This is a genomic window from Succiniclasticum sp., assembly GCF_056977735.1.
Genome location: NZ_DBMCWA010000001.1, coordinates 1 through 19,324, shown reverse-complemented (window position 1 = coordinate 19,324; position 19,324 = coordinate 1). Strand labels below are relative to the sequence as shown.

Below are 19,324 nucleotides of genomic sequence, written 5' to 3'. Positions count from 1 at the left end.
TTTCACACCAAATTCCAGAAAGTATGTCTGAAATAACGCTGCGTCCTTACTTTTACATATATCTATTACTCTGCATTGGCTGTATTATCATCTACAACTACTTCAGTTCGTTGCTGCGGCTTCTGCCTCCTGATACACGATACCGCTGATTTTCTGGTCCTCTACCACCTGTACATAAGTCGTAGTGCCTATTTCGATTACTTTGGACTTGCCGGTCACAAACGCACCGCCCACGGCGCCGATAGGACCTAATACGATCATGCCGCCAATGGTGGCACCTGCCGCACCAATCGCAGTTTTTGCTTCCTGCTGGGCCAGTTTGCCAATATAAATGGGAACCTTACTGCCGTCAACTGCGAATACATGACTGAATTTTACATCAATACGGGCATCTCGGCCAAACGCCCCGGGCTGTTTTACCTTGGAAACTTCACCAAGACCGTCAGCGCCTTTTGACAGCACCAATACGTCATTTACATACAGATTATCCGCTACCCGGAAATGAACCGGATCGCCAGGCTGGGCAGTTTTGCTGTTCAGCTGAGACGTAAATTCAATCTTAATCAGAGAATCTTTAGGCAATACCACCGCTTCTACGGGAACCTGCCCGCCGGCATATGTGGTTTCCACCAGACGATCCAGACGCTGGTTCAGAGATCCACCCTGAATCTGTCCGAAAAGTGTATTCTCCAGTTCTTCAATCCTTGTCTTTGCCGGGCCGGCAGTAACTCTTGCATTCAGGCGGCTGTCCGCACCGTTCAGTTTCTGCAGAAAACTGCCGTTTCCGCCATTGGTACCACATATATATTCATACGTAGTTTGAATACGGTCCAGAATATTACGGCCGGAATCAGGCGCGCCGTAAATATCATCTTCCAGGCTTTCCATGCGCTCCATCATGGAACTGCTCTGATGGGTTCCGTACAAAGCGGTTTCAATCGCGTCCAGCTGTTCCGAAGCAACCGGCGCGGGCCCTTCCGCAAAGGCAAAAGAGGTCAGTCCCAGACACAGAGCCAGACCGACAATCAAAGAAACAAGCTTTTTCATCTGTCATCCCTCCGAAATCATTCTTCTGATACCAAAAACAACTATAGATAGAGTCCTTGTAATTGTATTATAGCATATTTAGTGGAAAGTCAACAAAAAAAATCATGATTTTTAACAATTTTTACAGAAAAAACAAAAATATGCCTCATTCTGCGGTTTGTCCAGATAAAACAGTTTTATTACGTCACGGACAGTATCAGGGAAAAAACAGACTAACTGCCACTGTTATCCAAAATCATAAAGGCTTCCACATGTAATACTGCATCTGCTTCCACCGTAATATGGCAGGACAGTTCCCGGTTCCAGTCCCGTAACAGATGCTGTTGCAGGTACTCTGCTTCCAGCGGATGTGCCACAAGCAGAATCTCTTTTGTACTTCCCTGTTTTTTCAACAGACCCCGGATACGCCGCTTGATTTCCAGCGCGATCGCCTCCTTGGACTGAACCCGGCCGCTGCCACTGCACACAGGACAGTCTGCAAACAGTACCGCTTCCAGATTCTGCCTCGACTTTTTCCTGGTTATCTCCACCAGGTTCAGGGCTGTTATATCCTGTACCCGCGGCCGCATCTTATCCCCGGTAAACGAAGCCTCCAATACGGCCAGTATCTCCTGCCGGTTTTCCTCACTGTGCATATCAATGAAATCTACGACGATAATTCCGCCAATGTCCCGCAGGCGCAGCTGATGGGCAATCTCCCGGGCGGCCTGCCGGTTGATCTCCATAATGGTCTCTTCCAGATTATTTTTGCCGCTGTAGCTGCCGCTGTTCACATCAATCACTGTCATGGCCTCTGTGTGATCTATGACCAGATAGCCTCCGCTGGGCAGTTCCACCCGGCGGTCCGCCAGGGAAGCCAGCGTTTCGCCCACGCCAAGACCGGAAAACACATCTTCCCCGCTGTCCCACAGCCGAAGTTTCGTGTCCTCTGCAACCTGCATTCCTGCAAGCAATGCCTGTATGCGCTGAAATGTTTCCCGGTCATCAACAATGACCTCTTTAACATCCCTGGTAAAATAGTCGCGTACCATACGAACTGACAAATCCAGTTCGCGGTGCAGGAAAGCCGGGGCTTTCGCCCGTTTCGACCGTGCTTCCACCACATTCCATTCCGCAACAAGGCTTGTAATATCCGATTCCAATATGTCTGCCTCAACGCCTTCCGCTTCTGTACGGATTACAATGCCCATCCCGGCCGGCTTCCATTTTTCTGCCAGCTTGCGAAGCCGGATCCGTTCCGGCTCGTCTGTTATCCTCCGGGAGATACCAATGGTATCCGAAAAAGGGAACAATACGGCATAGTGGCCCGGGAAGGTAATCTCCCGGCTGGCTGTCGGACCCTTAGTACCCCTTGGATCTTTGATAATCTGGATCATCACCGACGCGCCTTCTGTCAGATCCTGAGAGTCACCCAGATACAAAAACGCATTCTGATCCAGCCCGATATCAATAAAAGCAGCCTGTATCCCCTTCACCACATTGCTGACGCGGCCCAGGAAGATACTTCCCACCAGATGGGCAGACATGGCCCGTTCTACCATATACTCACGCAATACCCCATCCTGTACCAGTCCCATGCGGACTTCCTCCGGGGTACTGCTGATAATAATCTGCTGCGGCATCGGTCTTCCTTCCTTTCCGTCAGTCTTAACACATTTTTCATTACCGGATCATAACAACGATTCAGGCAGCTTTATCCTGTCGTTTCCTTACTCATGCGTAAACAATGTGTCCAGCATGGGCCACATATTTCCCTTCTCATCCACCCGGTACAGATCCAGCCGTTCGATATCTGCCTTTTCCACTGGCAGCTGCAGTCCATACTGTTCATTCAGCGTATTCACCAGATCCACTGCTTTCATACTGCCATTATGGGTGATCCGGCAGTGGAAGTGCAGTATAGTTTCCGTTTCATTCTGTACAGCGTCAATTTTTGGTATATAAAACTTAACATCAACTTTCTTTACTTTCTCTTTAGCTTTCGGCGCCTGCTTGGTAAAAATTACCTCCTCCGCCTGATTAAATCTTTCAACAGCAGAGGCTATGTCTCCCGTCCAGGGCAGGGTCACCCGGTATTCCGCACCGCCTGCCACGCTCATGAGGGCCGGCGCGCTGTTTTCCACCGCGTCCACGGCCAGCACCCGGATACCCCGGGGCAAGGCGTTCTTTAACGCTTCTGCCGCTTCCAGAGGATGGACCGGCTCCGTCAGTTCCAGTTCCACAAACTCTGCATAGCTGACCACGCCAACCCCTAATGCGGAAGCCAGGGAATATTTCATATGAGGATTAAAGCCCTGCGAGTAGGCTGCCGGTAACCCGGCCCGCCGTATAGCCCTGCCAATAGTGCGCACATATTCCAGATGGGAAATGAAACGGATCTCTTTCTCTTTGGTAATCTGAAAACGCAGCTTCATTCCGCATCACCTCCCTGCGGCCGCAGACCGGGCCGTTGTGTTGCAGCACTGTAGCTGATATTGTCTCCGCCCGCCATCTTTTCCGTAAGAAACGCAAAGCCCATTTCTTCCGACGCATCGTAGGCCCTGCCGCTCCAGTCCATGACCGGAACCCCCAGCCGCTGACACACTCCGCAGCCGTTGCAACGACCCTGCCGGCAATCCGGTGTCAGCATCTGCTGCTGTGCTTTCTTGTACTCACTGGCCAGGAACGCCCGGTTCACCGCAGGCTGCAGATGCTCCCAGGGGAACACTTCCTTTTCGCCCCGCACACGGTGATTATAAAAATCAGGATCCAGCCCGCAGTCCTGCAACGCCTGCTGCCAGCGGTCATAGTCAAACACATCTGCCCACCCGTCAAAGCGCTGGCCGCGCTGCCAGGCCAGATATAAAGCCCTGCCTAACCGGCGGTCCCCTCTGGCAAATATGCCTTCCATGATGCTGGTCTTGCCGTCATGATACTGGAATGTTATGTTTTTAACACGTGTCGCTTCAATCAGAAGCCCCTGCTTCCGGTGAATTTCCTCCAGGGTATCCTGTGGCGCCCACTGGAATGCTGTGTAAGGTTTCGGTACAAAAGAAGAAGCGCTGATAGTCACCTGACAGCCGCCCTTGCCTGTGATCTCTTTAAACTTCCACTGTACCTTCTTTGCCAGCTGGGCAATCGCCAGCACGTCTTCATCGGTTTCACCGGGAAGCCCGATCATAAAATACAGTTTTACTTTTTTCCAGCCGTTTTCAAACGCCGCGCTCACCGCATGCAGCAGATCCTCTTCCGTAACGCCTTTGTTGATCACGTCACGCATCCGCTGGCTGCCCGCTTCCGGCGCAAAGGTGAGCCCGCTCTTCCGCACTGCCTGCACCTTTTTGGCCACATCCACGCTGAACGCGTCAATACGCAGACTGGGCAGGGACACGCTGACCTTTTTGTCTTTAAAGTCTGCAATCATCGTATCCAGAAAAGGCCCCAGGCAGGAATAATCTGCCGTGCTGAGGGATACCAGGGAAATTTCTTCATATCCCGTATTCTCCACCTGCTTATGGGCGATTTCCCGCAGCACTTCCGGCCGGCGTTCCCGCACCGGACGGTACACCATCCCCGCATGGCAGAAACGGCAGCCCCGGCTGCAGCCCCGGAACACTTCCAGCATGATCCGGTCATGGACGATCTCCCCAAAGGGCACCACCGGCGCCGTAGGAAAATCCACGGTATTCAGATCCGCCACCACCCGCTTCGTCACCGTGGCCGGCGCATCCGGTGTATTGGAAGTCACTGTCTGAATCGTATTATCTTCATTATAGGTAACATCATAAAAGGAAGGAACATACACGCCCGGAATCCGCACCACCCGGTGCAGGAACCCCTGCCTGCCTCCGGGCTTTCCGTCCCGTTTCCAGGTCTGGTAACAGGCCAGCACCTCCGGCAGGGCCTCCTCCCCTTCTCCCAAAATTGCAAAATCAAAAAAATCGGCCAGGGGTTCCGGGTTGAACACACAGGGGCCGCCTACCACCACAAAGGGTTCCTCTTCACCCCGTTCCGCTGCCAGCACAGAAACCCCGCCCAGGTCCAGCATATTCAGGATATTGGTATAGCTCAGCTCATACTGCAGGGTAAAACCCACCAGGTCGCATTCACAAAGAGCCTTTTTTGTCTCCAGCGTGGTCAGCACAATTTTGCGTTCCCGCATCAGCTGTTCCATATCCACCCAGGGAGCATAGACCCGTTCAGCCGCAACGCCTTCCATCTTGTTCACAAGATGATATAAAATTTTAAAGCCCAGATAGCTCATGCCCACTTCGTATACATCGGGAAAGGCCAGTGCGATCCGCACCTCTGCTTCTTCTTTAAAAATACTGCCAAACTCCCCGCCGGTATACCGGGCCGGTTTCTTCACCGCTGCCAGCATGTCTATGGCCAGTTCTTTGTTCATGTGAGAGCCTCCAACCAGTCTTAACTACCTATAAATAATATAACATATGCTTACGCCATCCGTTCGCAATTTACAACCTGGCATATACGGATACCAATGTAAGGAGACGCTGCTTAAAATTGCAGCCTTGTGTGCCGGACATTAATGTTAAGCAGCACGCCTGCCATCAGCATATTCGTAGTGAGGGAACTGACCCCGTAGCTGAGAAACGGCAGCGGCACCCCCGTCACCGGCATAATACCAATGGTCATGCCAATATTTACCAGCACGTGGAACAGATACATGCCGGTAATGCCGGCAGCCAGCAACGTTCCAAAACGGTCTTCCGCGTTCAGGGCGATGGTCAGACCACGCCAGATCAGTACCATATATAATAGCAGGATCAGAACTGCGCCCACAAACCCGAACTCTTCCCCCGCCACCGCAAAGATAAAATCCGTGTGGTTTTCCGGCAAGAAATCGAGCTGGCTCTGGGTTCCCTGCATCCAGCCCTTGCCCCACAGCATGCCGCTGCCGATGGCGATCTTGGACTGGATCACATGATACCCGGCCCCGAACGGATCCAGTTCCGGATCCAGAAAAACGCGGATCCGGTTCCGCTGGTATTCATGCAGAAACTGCCACAACACCGGCGCTATACAAACAAACACACCCGTCAGGGCAGCAATCCATTTCAGTTTAAACCCGCAGACCCAGAACATAGAAAAGGCAATTGCCCCGAAAACCAGGGCTGTACCAAGATCCGGCTGCCGCAGCACCAGTACAAACGGTACCAGCATAAACACACAGGCGGGCAGATAATCCTTCCACTGTTCCAAATATTCACTCCGTTCATCTAAAAAAGCAGCCAGACAGACGATCATGAACGCCTTGGAAAACTCACTGGGCTGGAATGTCACCGGACCAATCTGGATCCAGCGCTGGGCTCCCAGGGATGCATGGCCGAAAAACATAACTCCCAGCAGCAGCAAGACCGTAAAGCCGTATAAGGGCAGGGCAATCCGTTTCAGCGAATGGTAATCCATGGAAATGATTCCCACGGCCAGCAGAACATCAACCAGCAGAAACAGCCCCTGCCGCTGCACAAACCGGTTGCTTCCCGTCACCAGCGCATCCCCATGGGTGGCGCTGGCGATCAGCACCATGCCGATCCCCGTCAGCAATAGCAGAGTCAATATTAAAATCCAGTCCAGATTGCGTATGTAACGACGCAATGTATTCGTTCCTCTCTATTATTCCTTATGCAATGTCTCTTTTTCCGTTTTCAGCCTGCCCGTCAGATAATCCTCCAGAACCTCATACACAACAGGCCCGGAAGCCGTAGCCCCATACGTTCCCTGCTCCACGATGCAGGCGATGGCCAGATCCGGTTTTTCCGCAGGAGCATAGGCAATGAACCAGCCATGGTCCTGCCCATGCGGATTTTCCGCGGTACCTGTCTTGCCTGCCACCGGCACCGGCAGATTCGCAAACCAGGCGCCGGTCCCGCCCGGCTGGGTCACACCCTTCAGGCCTTTCTGAATCAGTTGAAGGGTACGGTCTTCCAAATCCAGTTTGCGGCTGGCAGGGCGTTTCGGTATTTCATGCACGCTGCCATCCGCATTGACGATCTTTTCCACCAGATACGGAGGATGGATTACCCCGTCCGCCGCAACAGCGGCCAGCATCTGGCAGATCTGCAAGGGGGTCACCAGGGTCAGCCCCTGTCCGATGGACGCATTAAACGTATCCCCCAGTGTCCACTCTTCGTTAAATACTTTCTTCTTGGCTGCAGGCCCCGCAATCATCCCGGCAGACTCTCCCGCCAGTTCAATGCCGGTCGGTTTGCCAAGCCCATACTTTTCCGCATAGGCATTCAGGTTCTCAATACCGGCCCGACGTCCCATTTCATAAAAGTATACATTATCCGACATGGCAAAGGCCGTCTGGAAATTAATCCAGCCCAGCGCTTCCCCGCCGGCGTTTCCCATATCGGCCAGCCAGTGCCTGCCGGAGTCAAAAATCAGTTCTTCCGGCGTCACTTTATGTTTGTCCAGAGCCGCCGAGCCGGTTACTACTTTAAATGTGGAACCGGCCGGATATTCCCCGTTGATGACTTTATTCGTCAGCGGATGGAATACATTTTCATTGATCAGTTTCCAATGGGCTGTGGAAATACCGCCTACAAACCAGTTGGGATCGTATCCCGGGCGGGAAACCAGGGCCCGCACCGCACCGGTGTTGGGATCCATGGCAACCGCCGCCGCCCCATACGCATTCGGCGCGATCCCGCTGGTGCGCAATGCATTCAGCTGTTTATCCAGCACCCGCTCCAGATCCTGCTGCAGGGCAAAATCGATCGTCAGCACCAGCCCTTTACCGGAAACCGGCGCCTGTCCCGCCAGTTCGCGGACGACCTTGCCCCGTACGTCCACTTCTTCGGTTTTGCGTCCGGTCTTACCGCGCAGCACACTGTCATAGACAAACTCCAAGCCTTCCTTACCCACAATGCTGCCCGGTGGAAGCCCCTGATATTTTCCCTGCTTTAACTGCTCCTCCGAAACCTCGCCTACATAGCCCAGCACATGCGCTGCCGTTTCCTTATACAGATAATGCCGCATGGGCTGCAGGTCCAGCGAAATCCCGGGGAGGTCTTTCATGTGTTCTTCCAGCAAGGTAATCTCCCGGGATGTCAATTCACTCTTCAAGACAGTCTGTTCATAGCTGCCTGACGCCCGGTCTGCCTTTTTCCGGACCACGTCCGGCTGCATTTCCAACAGACGGGCCAGCAGCGCCACTTCCTCATCAGAGAACGTATAACCTGCCTGCAGACTGAGCACATACCCCGGAGAACTGTCCGCCAGCACCTTGCCATGCACATCCAGGATCCGGCCCCGGGGCGCCATGATGACCGCACTGCGCATCCGGTTACCGTCGGCCTGCTTTCCGTAATACATTCCTTTATACAGCTGCAGCCAGGCCAGCCGCCCGCCTAACAGCACAAACACAGCAAGCGCCACTGCAAGCATCTTTTTTAACCGATCCGCAGAGGTTTGGTTCAGCAATGCAAAAATCCTTTCCGTCTCAGTCTGTCAATCTGGTTCCGCACACAGTACAACCAACCGGCAACCATCGTACCTTATCAAATCACACCGGCTTGTCTAATACGTCAGGTCCTCCTCGGCCACCCACCGGTATACCGCTAGCAGGATCCGGGTGACCGGCAATGTGAGCAACATATTTCCCAGGCAATACAACAACGTGTCCTGCATATACAGCGATACAACCGTTTTGCCAAAGCCTCCCAGCCACAGTACCGGTATCGCATATAAAATACGCAGCAGCAAACTGAGGCCCCCGACGATCAGCACATGATAACCGTAATTGTTTTTGAAGATCATTTCCTTGATGCTTCCGATGCCGTATCCAGCCAGACCCCGGGTCAGCAGATAAAAACCGAACACAGCCGGCGAAGAAATATCCTGCAACAGCCCAAAGGCAAGCCCGCAGAACAAGCCAGCCCGGGCGCCGTAAAACAACCCGATACTATAAATAAAAAGCAAGGGCAAATCAAAAAACAAATTGCCCCCGAAACACCCCAAAGAAGTCGTCTGCAACACCAGTACAACAAACGCTGCGGCGATCCACGACCACGCCCTCATGGTTTTGCCTCCCCGGCTTCTTCCGCTATTTCCTTTTCGATACGCCGCTTCACATCTTCCTGTAAAATCACAAACACCCTGTCCGGATGCGCTAAGTCCGCTGCCGGTTCAATCTGTGCCAGTTGCTGCAAACCGGTCACGTCCGCTTCCACCCGGCTGACCGTACCGATAAACAACCCTGCCGGATACTTACCGCCAAGGCCACTGGTCACCAGCATGTCTCCGGCTTTCACATCGTCATCCCGGCCAAAATACTCCGCCTGCAGCAGGGAACGGTTCGGCCCCAGGCCCGTCAGCACACCCACTGCCCGGGATTCCTTTCGCAGTACCTTAACCCCCATTCGGGACCGGTTTGCCGAGATCAGCATAAACCGGCTATAGTTCCGGTACACCTGGTCTACCACGCCTGCCACGCCTTCGCTGGTGGTCACCACCATATCGGGGCGGACCCCGTCAGTACTGCCTTTATCCAAAAAGAAAAACTCGTGCAGATCACCCAGACCCATGCCCACAACGCGGGCCGGCAGCAAGGTCAGTTCCTTCCGCTGCTGTTTATAGCCTGCCATGGCCTGCAGTTCCTTGTTTTCTGTTTCCAGCAGCTTCAACCGGTATTCCGCGCTGCGAAGGTTGTCCAGTTCTTTTTTCAGCCGGGCATTCTCCTCCTGCAGCGTAGCATTCAGCCGTTGGCTGTCACGGAAAGACGAAACCCCGTCGCTGATCTGGCGAACAATTGCATTCACAGGCAGCAATACCGTATTAACGACCGCATTCACCAGAGGAAAGCGCCACCGCTGATGCACCGCCAGGATCATGCAGGCACACAGGCCCAGTACCGCCAGTACCGTCACAAACTGCTGTTTTTTCATCATGTATCATTTCAACCAGCACACAACTTTGTAAATCCATCACGGTTCTGTGTATACGCATAGTTACACAGCCAACGCATGCTTCGGGAACTGTGCCATTATTTCACAGTTCCTTACAGCTTGCTGCTGGAAGCCATAAAACCTTTCTTATAAGTATCAATATTTTCTACGCAGATACCGGTGCCCAATACCACGCAGGCCAGTGCTTCATCGCTGACAAACACGGGCATGCCGGTCTCTTTGCTGATCAGCTTGTCAAGGTTCCGCAGCAACGAAGATCCGCCCGTCATGATAATGCCATGATCAATAATATCAGAAGCCAGTTCCGGCGGTGTCCGCTCCAGCGTATTACGCACCGCATCCACAATATTCGCCACCGGTTCCGCAATACCGGTGCAGACCTGATTGGCATTGATCATCAGATTCTTAGGCAGGCCGCTGATCAGATCCCGGCCCCGGATTTCCATCGTATCCGGATTATCCACAAACATGGCTGTACCTAACGTGATCTTGATCTGCTCTGCTGTCCGTTCGCCAATCAGCAGGCTGAAGGTCTTGCGGATATAGCGGGAAATCGCATCGTCAATGGCATCCCCGCCGGTACGGATGGAACGGGAAACTACAATACCGCCCAATGAGATGACAGCCACTTCACAGGTACCGCCGCCAATATCTACGACCATGCTTCCGGTCGCTTCCTGTACCGGAAGCCCGGCACCGATTGCCGCTGCCATGGGTTCCTCGATCAGATAAGCCTCCCTGGCCCCTGCCTGAATCGCCGCATCCACAACGGCTCGCTTCTCCACTTCCGTCACCCCGCTGGGAACCCCAACAACGATACGGGGGCGAATCAGCGAATGAAACCCGATTGCCTTATGGATAAAATATTTCAGCATAGACTGGGTAATGTCAAAGTCTGCAATAACGCCATCCTTCATGGGACGGATCGCAATAATAGTACCCGGCGTACGGCCGATCATCTGCTTGGCCTCTGCGCCAATTTCCAGTACCTCATTTGTTTCACTGTCTACCGCCACTACCGAAGGCTCGCGGATAATGATGCCTTTCCCTTTACAATGCACCAGCGTATTGGCGGTGCCAAGATCGATCCCCAGATCGTGGGAAAATCTGCCAAATATGCTAAACATGCTGCTTTCACCCCATACAATCTTCCAAAAACCGTACAGTTCTCTGCCTTTGCGGAAAAACTGCCCGGGAACAAGTGTTATTCCGAAATGTTAACAGACCAGACTACAGATCGCCATGTTCCTTGAAACTGTAATATCTGCCGTCGCCGATCACAAGATGATCCAGCAACGGAATGCCCAGAACGATTCCTGCTTCCTCCAGTGCATTCGTAAGCTTACGGTCCTCCATACTTGGATAGGGATCGCCTGAAGGATGGTTGTGGGCTACCAGAATGCTGGCCGCGTGGGCCGTCACGGCAGGTGCGAACACTTCCCGGGGATGTACCACGGCGCTGGTCAGCGACCCTTCCGCAATCTGTTCCGTTTTTATGATCCGGTTCTTCGTATTTAACAGCAGGACCAGGAATTTCTCATGTGTTTCATTCCGTAGTCTGCCCATCAGGTATTGCGCTCCGTCACCCGGTGAGGCGATATGTTCGGATTCAATCGCTGATGCGCAGGCTATCCGCCTTCCCAGCTCCATGGCAGCTAATATGCGGGCCGCCCGGGCATTGCCAAGTCCTTTGATGTGCTGGAATTCCTGCACCCTCTGCCAGCGTGCCACCTGTCGGTACAGTCCTTCGTTACGGGTCATCTCTTCCGCAATGCGCAGCGCGGAATGCTCTTTCGTCCCGCTGCCAATCAGGACCGCCAGCAGTTCCGCATTGGATAATGCTTCCGCTCCTTTGGTACAAAGCCGCTCTCTCGGGCGATCCTCCTCGCTCATCTCTTTAATTTTAAAATCCGGCAAACTATCCACTCCTTTTATAAAAATAATATTTTAAATTGTCTGTGCAGGAACCGTTTTCATCGCGACCAGGTATCGTTTCACTTATTTAAACGGTTTTCCCGCACAGGTAACTCCCTTATCTCCCGCTATACAGGAACGATTTCGGTTTCTCCGCCATCTCTTTTGCTTCTTCTTCCACATTGATCTGGTATTCTACCGGCTCAATTTCCGCAACCGTCAGCTGTTCCTTTTTGCTGATGGCGTCGCGGCGGAAAATCTTGATATAGTTATAGGCAATAAACAGCCAGGCAAGCACACTGCCGCCCACAAAGGGCCAGAACCAGAAGTCCATATGGAAATATCCGGCCAGGGCATACCCAAAGATGCCGCCCGCCGCAAGGCACAAAATGGGAAGGGCTGCCTGGAACAGCTTGGCCTTCTTCTCGTCCACCTTGCGGTATTCAATGATTACATTGTCCCCGGGGTGGGCACTGATCGGGTTCCAGCAGTCAATATAAGCCCGCAACCCACGCTCCGTAGTCTCTTTAAAATTAACGCGAACCTTGGCGCGCTCGCCATGCGTCTCCGTTACCGTTCCTTTAATCACGTGAAAACTCCTCTCTTATGCGTACGGGTAAAAACAAAGGTATCCGATAGCAATGGCAAAAATCAGGCCATACATGGCCAGAGCCACCAACAGCCCCTGCCAGGTACGGGGATAACCGAAATTCATATATTCACCGAAAATCCCACGCCGGTTCAGCAGCGTGTAATTGGTACGGCGCTTGAACCACAACGCTTTCCGCTCACTGCCAAGAAGCTTTGCCGTAATTATGAAAATGAAAAATGAAAGAAAAAACACGGTAAACAGCCGGTTTGCAAACGCCTGGGTCGGCACCGTGGAAAGATCAACCATACAGAAAACTCCCATCCGCTGCCAGACTCTGGCAGCACACTATCATTTACACCTGCAAAATCCAGTAAAACATTAAAACTCAAGATACTTGTCCGGCATTAACCGCACCAGTTCTTTCAAGAACTCATCACTGCAGCAGAAGATGACCGCTGCAAGCCCTTTTCCTTCCTTAAACGCCAAAATACGGGTAGGATTCGCATCCGCCATATTGTACCGGTGGATGTAATGCTTGATCCGGGTCCGGCGGAAAAAGTCGTGCCGGTAATGCTTGGCAAAGCTTTCCGTCCTGGTCAGGTCCACTTTGTAGCTTCCCTGCTTCCATAAACCGATGGTCACAATCTCCAGTTCATTCTGGCGCAGGATGATCTCATAACGGTAATATACCTTCCAGATCCAGAGCCCCAGCCAGAGAAAATTCAGCCCCATACCGATGGGACTGATCATGCCGGTACTGTTAAAACGGAACCCTTCATAGGCCCAGCTGCAGCAGATTGCCAGCAACGCCATATACGCCAGCCCCATTTTGCCGCTGCCCCGGGTCGTGGTTTCCCGACAGATTTCCTTATTCTTCAAAAAACTCCCTCCAATACGTGTGAACGTTTCAGCGAGACACACTGATTCATCTTAAAATTTGCCATATTATTATAACAGAAATGAAATAAAAAAGATAGAGGAAGAAGCAGAATTCATTTTATATTTTACAACTCCGTAAACATTTAAACCAAAAAACTTAAAAGGGACTGCAACAATTGTTACAGCCCCTTAAATATCAATTACTATTCAGTTAAATCCTAACTGCTGACCAGTTAAATCTGTCAGCCAACGTTACAGGATTCAATTAGAACGTTACAGCCAGCTGGCTCCACAGGGTCTTGGCTTTAATGTCGGTTTCCTTGCCCTTCAGGTCAAAGTATTCAACAGTAGCAACCATGTTCTTGGCAATGGTTACATCGCCTGCAATGCTCCAGCCTTTGAAACCTTCGTCAAGAAATGCCATTGCGTCGCCATCCATGGTATGGGCAACAAAGGTGCCTACACCCTGGTTATAATATTTACCGGTTAAGCCCCAGGAACCTACTTTATCTGCAGCCGCTCCGCCGTAAGTTGCCGTAACAACAAGGCCTTTCGTAGAAGCATCAGGGTTAACAGCATAGCCATCTACATCAGATTTCAGGAAAATTGCGCCCAGGGATGCATTGCCGAAATCATATTTTGCCTGAATGCTCCAAACTCCATTGTCATCAAGCGCATCGCTGAAATCCGCCATTTTGGCGTTCTTGGAATCATAAATGGTTGCATCTTTGAATTTATCATAGGCTGCATTCAGAGATAACTTACCCACTTCGTAACCAATGTTTGCGCCATAGAACTTATCATAACTTATCCAATCCGGATTAAGTAATCCGCTTGCAAGGTCTATTCCGTCAGCCGGTTTGCCGTAGTAAGCGCCAAATTTCAGTTTTTTGCCATATTCAATCTTAACGCCATCCATACGGGTATCATACAGGTTGGCATCGCCCAGCTGGAAGTCATGACGGCCGGCAGTAACCTGCAATCCGCCCAGACGGCCTTCGATGTATGCACGCTGGAAATTGGTACCTTCGTCGCCGGCATTATTGGACAGGTCCTGCCAGTTCTGCAGCATGCCAACATAATTCCAGTTGTCATTTACCTTGCCGGTAAACCAGATACGGCTACGCAGTGCAGTGCCGTAAGATTTATACCCGTCAAACTTATCAGACGCATAATGATAACGGAACTGACCGGTGATCTTTACGTTGTCAGCTTTCTTTTCCAGAGCAGCTACGCGAACGCCCAGCGCATCCAGTTCGTCTGCAAATTCAGCAGCCAGTTTGTCGGTGTTGGCGCCTTTTGCCATAGCTTTCGCTACGATCTGGGCCATTTCATAACGGGTCATCAGACGGTCGCCACGGAAGGTGTCGTCGCCATAGCCTTCGATTACGCCGGCAGCCGCTAATTTAGCGATGCTGTCATAAGCCCAGTGTCCAGCCGGAACGTCGCTGAACGGATTTGCGGCATAAGCAGAAGCGGTTACGCCTAATGCCATTGCCATTGCCAGTACTAAAGATTTCTTCATTTTGTTTTCCTCCTTCTCAGAAAAACCTTTAAAATTTATTATAAGGTGCTTTCGGAGAAAAGGCATTATCCGTGTCCGCTCGAGTGACCGTGTTTCCTCTGCATCACAGATACATCGTTTCTCCTGTTCACACCGTATAACCTTTTATGATAACAATCCAAATTACAGTTTGTAAATTTCTTTGCTTATTATAACAAATAACATTAAATTTTGTAAAGTCCTAATTTGAAAACTATCAAAGCTTTCAACAATAACTATATAACCAAATGACCGGAGCGATTTACACCCCGGTCACGAAAATATCACTATTGCTGTCAGGCTCAATAACGATTCTTCTTTTTGTTGTTATCTTTAAGGGTACGGTAGATGTACCGTTTCAGTTCCCTGGCAAACGCCTCCTGCTGCCAGTCCGTACGTAAGGTCAGAACTTCCTCAATTTCATCCTTGTAATACATTTTTTCATGCGTATATTTGCCCGTTAAACGGTTATAGGCAGCATATTCGCCCTTCATAAAAATCTCCAAAGTCGGTTCCCTGCGGAAATTCAGCCCTCTTTCTTTCACTTCGTCCACCCGCATGGCAAGTGCGATTTCCGCATCAGTTTTCTCGCAGAGGTCTTTCAGTGTGGCCTGGTCAAAGTTTTTCAGCCCCTCGTCAGGAATGACAGCGGCAACTTTTTCGTCATCCAGCAACTCATATTCCGGATACTGGAACTTATCGATTATAATGTCCCAATAATAGCCGTTAAAATCAGCTGCCCGTTCCACCAGCTCGTCATTCGTCTGGAGCGGCACAACGGCAACCCGTGCCGCTTCCGCCGTACCGGTAAACGGAACCTGCATAAACATGACAGCTAAAATGACAGCCAAAAGCGAAAATATTTTTTTCATTTTCTTTCCTCCTCCATCAAAAAAGATCTAATGACAGCAATGCTAAAACGCTAAAATCCAATTAACCGATCCATGATTCAAGTGCTGCAAACATAACGAACTGCAAATGAAATTCATTGCTTCATATGTTACCACATTTCTTAAAATAGTTCCAGTCATTTTTGTGTCTTTTCTTCGAATCTTTTTTGAATCTTAATAAAAAAACAGGACCGCCGAAGCGATCCTGTTTCATTTTAAACTCTCACTGTATTTTTAGCTGGAAGTTACTCTTTTCCCGTATTAGAACCTAACCTGCAGTTCACTCCAGGTCGTGCGTGCTTTAATGTTGGAATTGCTATAACCTTTCAGGTCGTAGTATTCAACACCGAGTCTCATGTTCTTTGCAATGGTGTAGTAACCGCCGACTTTGTAGCCTTTAAAGCCGCCGCCAGTAGCATCCTTGTATGTTTCTGTAAACATCCAGGCATCGCCACCCATGGTGTGAATGATATTCACGCCGTCGCCCAGTTTATAATATTTTGCTTCCAGACCCCAGCTGCCGGGTTTATTGTATTTAGCGCCGCCGTAACGAAGCGTTGCTACAATGCCGTCGTCATTCTTAACTGTATCAGAATTAGATTTCAGATATGCGCCATCAATAGTGAAATCGCCGAATTTGAACGTTGCGCCAACGTCAAAGATAGCATTGTCATCACGGGTCTTATCATCATTATCTTTAAATTCATCATAACCTGCGTACAGGGTTACCGCCTTGCCTAAATCTGCAGCCGCATTAACGCCCCAGGTCTTCGTCCAGCCTTCACCGCCGCAAACAGTACCGGCGCCGGTACGCCATTTCGTAGTAGCAGGTTTTCCGTAATAACCGCCAATCCTTACATTTTTACCATACGATACTTCAATACCGTCCATCTTGTCATCATAGATATCGCCTTCCGCGGTACGGGTATGATACATTCTGCCTGCGGTAATATTCAGCCCGCCTAAACGGCCAAACAGGCAAGCGGTGGTAAAACGGGTGAGTTCATTGCCCACATTATCATCCAGAGGCTGTCTGTTTTCCAAAACGCCGAAATAGCTCCAGTTGTCGTTTACCTTCCCGCTGAAGTTAAGACGGGAACGCAACTGCTGAGTATAGCTTGCGCCGTTGTAGTCAACATTATCGCCTTTGCTATGAGCATAATGCCAGCGAACCTGGCCGGTAATCTTTACGTTGTCAGCTTTCTTTTCCAGAGCCGCTACGCGAACGCCCAGCGCATCCAGTTCATCTGCAAATTCAGCAGCCAGTTTGTCGGTGTTGGCGCCTTTTGCCATAGCTTTCGCTACGATCTGGGCCATTTCATAACGGGTCATCAGACGGTCGCCACGGAAGGTGTCGTCGCCATAGCCTTCGATTACGCCGGCAGCCGCTAATTTAGCGATGCTGTCATAGGCCCAGTGGCCGGCCGGTACATCGGAGAACGGGTTGGCAGCATAAGCAGAAGCGGTTACGCCTAATGCCATTGCCATTGCCAGTACTAAAGATTTTTTCATTGCGTTTTCCTCCTTTTAGAAAAACTTTTTGTGATTTATTACAAAACGTTTTTCTGCTCCGGAGTCTTGCGTTTCCTGCGCGAGTGGCCATGTTTCCTCTGCATCCCGCAATCAATCCTTCACAGAATCACATTTGCAACCCAATTGAAAACCATTTTAATATGCAATCGGAAGTTATTGAGAATTATTTTTATTAGCTATGATATCATGATTATCTTTTCTTGTCAAGATTATATCTGAAAAATGCTTTCTATATATACTAGTCATAATTTATCATTATATCTTTATGATTTTGAATAATGTAAGCCATAATTAAAAACGGAGCCGCCGAAGCGACTCCGTTCACAATTTTTGTTGCTTATTTAACTACTGGCATGATGCGTTCCATCTTGTATGCAACACTATCATATCCTCTGGCTCTCGTCAGATTAGAAAGTTACTACCAGTTCGCTCCACAGGGTCTTGGCTTTTTCGCCGTCCATGTATCCGCGACCCTCGAAGTCCCAATACTCAACGCCGGCAACCATGTTCTTCGCTACAGTGTATTTAGCAACTGCATACCAGCCTTTGAAACCGCTGTCATAGAACGGGGCAACTGACCTGCTGGTATCCCAACCGTTAGCAACGCTGATACCGGCCGGAGCATGATAGTACTTAACGCCTAATCCCCAAGTGCCGGGTTTGGCTGCTTTGGCGCCCTTAATATCAAGGCCGACTAAAAAGCCGTTATCGGGCTGATCATAGTATTTGGTATTATCATTACTGGTATGTAAGTAGGTCGCTGCCAGGCTAATATCTTTGCCAAATTTGAACTTGGCGCCTGCATGGATAATTTTGTCGTCTTTATAATAAGAATCGGGAGAATCAAACTGGTCATAACCAGCATATACATTTACGCCTTTAAAATCGCCGGCCAGGCTGGCGCCATACATTTTATCCGGTTTAATTCCCATAGCTTTGGCATTTGCATTGGTCGGTTTGCCATAGTACGCATTCAGTTTAACGGCTTTGCCATAGGTAAAATCCACACCATCCATACGGCTTCCGTAAATCATGTTGTCAAACAGGCCTTTCTGCATACGGCCGGCAACTACTTTCATGCCGCCCAGACGGCCCTGCAAGTATGCGCGCTGGAAATTGGTATCCTCATTGCCGGCATTATCGGTCAGATCCTGCTGATTTTCCAGCATACCTACATAGGTCCAGCTGTCATTTACCTTGCCGTTGAACCAGATACGGCTACGCAGTTTGCTTTCGTAGCCGTCTGCTTTAGCAGAGGGTGCATTAACGGCCAGATTTTTAAAATGTGCATAATGATAACGGAACTGACCGTTGATCTTTACATTGTCAGCTTTCTTTTCCAGAGCGGCTACGCGAACGCCCAGGGCATCCAGTTCGTCTGCAAATTCAGCAGCCAGTTTGTCGGTGTTGGCACCTTTGGCCATTGCTTTCGCAACAATCTGAGCCATTTCATAACGGGTCATCAGGCGGTCGCCACGGAAGGTGTCGTCGCCATAGCCTTCGATTACGCCGGCAGCTGCTAATTTAGCGATGCTGTCATAAGCCCAGTGGCCGGCCGGTACATCGGAGAACGGATTGGCAGCATAAGCAGAAGCGGTTACGCCTAATGCCATAGCCATTGCCAGTACTAAAGATTTTTTCATAGTGTTTTCCTCCTTCTTAGAAAAACAAATTTGTATTTATTACAAAACGTTTTTCCTTCCGGATTCCCTGCACGCTTCCTGCTCGAGTGACCTTGTTTCCTCTGCATCACATGCATTCAATCTTTCCGGAACAACGTCTGTAATCCACAAAAGGCAGACTATAAGAATCTTATAATCCAAATAGACTGTACCACTTTGTTGAAATTTTGTCAAGTTTTTTTATAAAATTTTTAAGCTATTCTCAATAACAGGAAGTTTTATATAGACTGTCAAATCCCGATTCTTAATATATGAGTAGAGGCTTTCACAGTCTCTGCTCTTTCTTTATGATGAAGGTGATTGGCCTGACGTAATTCCCGATTGGGACACCA

17 protein-coding genes are annotated in these 19,324 nt (G+C 50.2%); all 17 read right to left on the bottom strand.

Annotation, left to right across the window (positions count from 1 at the left end):
- Positions 1 to 102 precede the first annotated feature (102 nt).
- Entirely contained in the window at positions 103 to 1,047 is a 945-nt protein-coding gene (locus tag ACZOWY_RS00085; RefSeq protein ID WP_484391333.1) for a hypothetical protein, read from the bottom strand.
- A 212-nt stretch (positions 1,048 to 1,259) separates the two neighbouring features.
- The gene (locus ACZOWY_RS00080) at positions 1,260 to 2,669 is read right to left on the bottom strand and encodes an Rne/Rng family ribonuclease (protein WP_484391332.1); all 1,410 of its coding nucleotides are present in this window, start codon (positions 2,667 to 2,669) and stop codon (positions 1,260 to 1,262) included.
- Between the two features lie 87 nt (positions 2,670 to 2,756).
- On the bottom strand, positions 2,757 to 3,461 hold the full coding sequence (locus ACZOWY_RS00075) for a TIGR03936 family radical SAM-associated protein (protein WP_484391331.1): 705 nt from the start codon (positions 3,459 to 3,461) through the stop codon (positions 2,757 to 2,759).
- A complete protein-coding gene (locus ACZOWY_RS00070; RefSeq protein ID WP_484391330.1) occupies positions 3,458 to 5,431 on the bottom strand; it encodes a TIGR03960 family B12-binding radical SAM protein in 1,974 nt (657 codons plus the stop codon). The genes ACZOWY_RS00075 and ACZOWY_RS00070 overlap by 4 nt, the downstream gene beginning before the upstream one ends.
- 113 nt (positions 5,432 to 5,544) lie before the next feature.
- On the bottom strand, positions 5,545 to 6,645 hold the full coding sequence (rodA, locus tag ACZOWY_RS00065; protein ID WP_484391329.1) for a rod shape-determining protein RodA: 1,101 nt from the start codon (positions 6,643 to 6,645) through the stop codon (positions 5,545 to 5,547).
- 18 nt (positions 6,646 to 6,663) lie between these two features.
- Positions 6,664 to 8,439, bottom strand: coding sequence for a penicillin-binding protein 2 (mrdA, locus tag ACZOWY_RS00060; RefSeq protein WP_484391328.1), 1,776 nt, complete (start codon positions 8,437 to 8,439; stop codon positions 6,664 to 6,666).
- Positions 8,440 to 8,571: 132 nt separating this feature from the next.
- A complete protein-coding gene (gene mreD / locus ACZOWY_RS00055) occupies positions 8,572 to 9,072 on the bottom strand; it encodes a rod shape-determining protein MreD (RefSeq protein ID WP_484391327.1) in 501 nt (166 codons plus the stop codon).
- Entirely contained in the window at positions 9,069 to 9,941 is an 873-nt protein-coding gene (gene mreC / locus ACZOWY_RS00050; RefSeq protein ID WP_484391326.1) for a rod shape-determining protein MreC, read from the bottom strand. The genes mreD and mreC overlap by 4 nt, the downstream gene beginning before the upstream one ends.
- Before the next feature lie 110 nt (positions 9,942 to 10,051).
- Positions 10,052 to 11,086, bottom strand: coding sequence for a rod shape-determining protein (locus ACZOWY_RS00045; protein WP_484391325.1), 1,035 nt, complete (start codon positions 11,084 to 11,086; stop codon positions 10,052 to 10,054).
- 103 nt (positions 11,087 to 11,189) lie between these two features.
- Positions 11,190 to 11,852 (bottom strand): RadC family protein, encoded by a 663-nt coding sequence (gene radC / locus ACZOWY_RS00040; protein ID WP_484391324.1) that lies wholly within the window; start codon positions 11,850 to 11,852, stop codon positions 11,190 to 11,192.
- A gap of 139 nt (positions 11,853 to 11,991) precedes the next feature.
- A complete protein-coding gene (locus ACZOWY_RS00035; RefSeq protein WP_484391323.1) occupies positions 11,992 to 12,462 on the bottom strand; it encodes a SoxR reducing system RseC family protein in 471 nt (156 codons plus the stop codon).
- Between the two features lie 15 nt (positions 12,463 to 12,477).
- Positions 12,478 to 12,771, bottom strand: coding sequence for a hypothetical protein (locus tag ACZOWY_RS00030; RefSeq protein ID WP_484391322.1), 294 nt, complete (start codon positions 12,769 to 12,771; stop codon positions 12,478 to 12,480).
- A 72-nt stretch (positions 12,772 to 12,843) separates the two neighbouring features.
- On the bottom strand, positions 12,844 to 13,344 hold the full coding sequence (locus tag ACZOWY_RS00025; RefSeq protein ID WP_484391321.1) for a hypothetical protein: 501 nt from the start codon (positions 13,342 to 13,344) through the stop codon (positions 12,844 to 12,846).
- A gap of 265 nt (positions 13,345 to 13,609) precedes the next feature.
- Positions 13,610 to 14,869, bottom strand: a complete 1,260-nt coding sequence (locus tag ACZOWY_RS00020) for an S-layer homology domain-containing protein (protein WP_484391320.1) — start codon at positions 14,867 to 14,869, stop codon at positions 13,610 to 13,612.
- A gap of 320 nt (positions 14,870 to 15,189) precedes the next feature.
- Positions 15,190 to 15,759, bottom strand: coding sequence for a hypothetical protein (locus ACZOWY_RS00015; protein WP_484391319.1), 570 nt, complete (start codon positions 15,757 to 15,759; stop codon positions 15,190 to 15,192).
- Between the two features lie 279 nt (positions 15,760 to 16,038).
- Complete coding sequence (locus ACZOWY_RS00010; RefSeq protein WP_484391318.1) at positions 16,039 to 17,289, bottom strand: porin; 1,251 nt, start codon at positions 17,287 to 17,289, stop codon at positions 16,039 to 16,041.
- Positions 17,290 to 17,717: 428 nt separating this feature from the next.
- Positions 17,718 to 18,953, bottom strand: a complete 1,236-nt coding sequence (locus ACZOWY_RS00005) for a porin (RefSeq protein ID WP_484391317.1) — start codon at positions 18,951 to 18,953, stop codon at positions 17,718 to 17,720.
- Between the last annotated feature and the right edge of the window lie 371 nt (positions 18,954 to 19,324).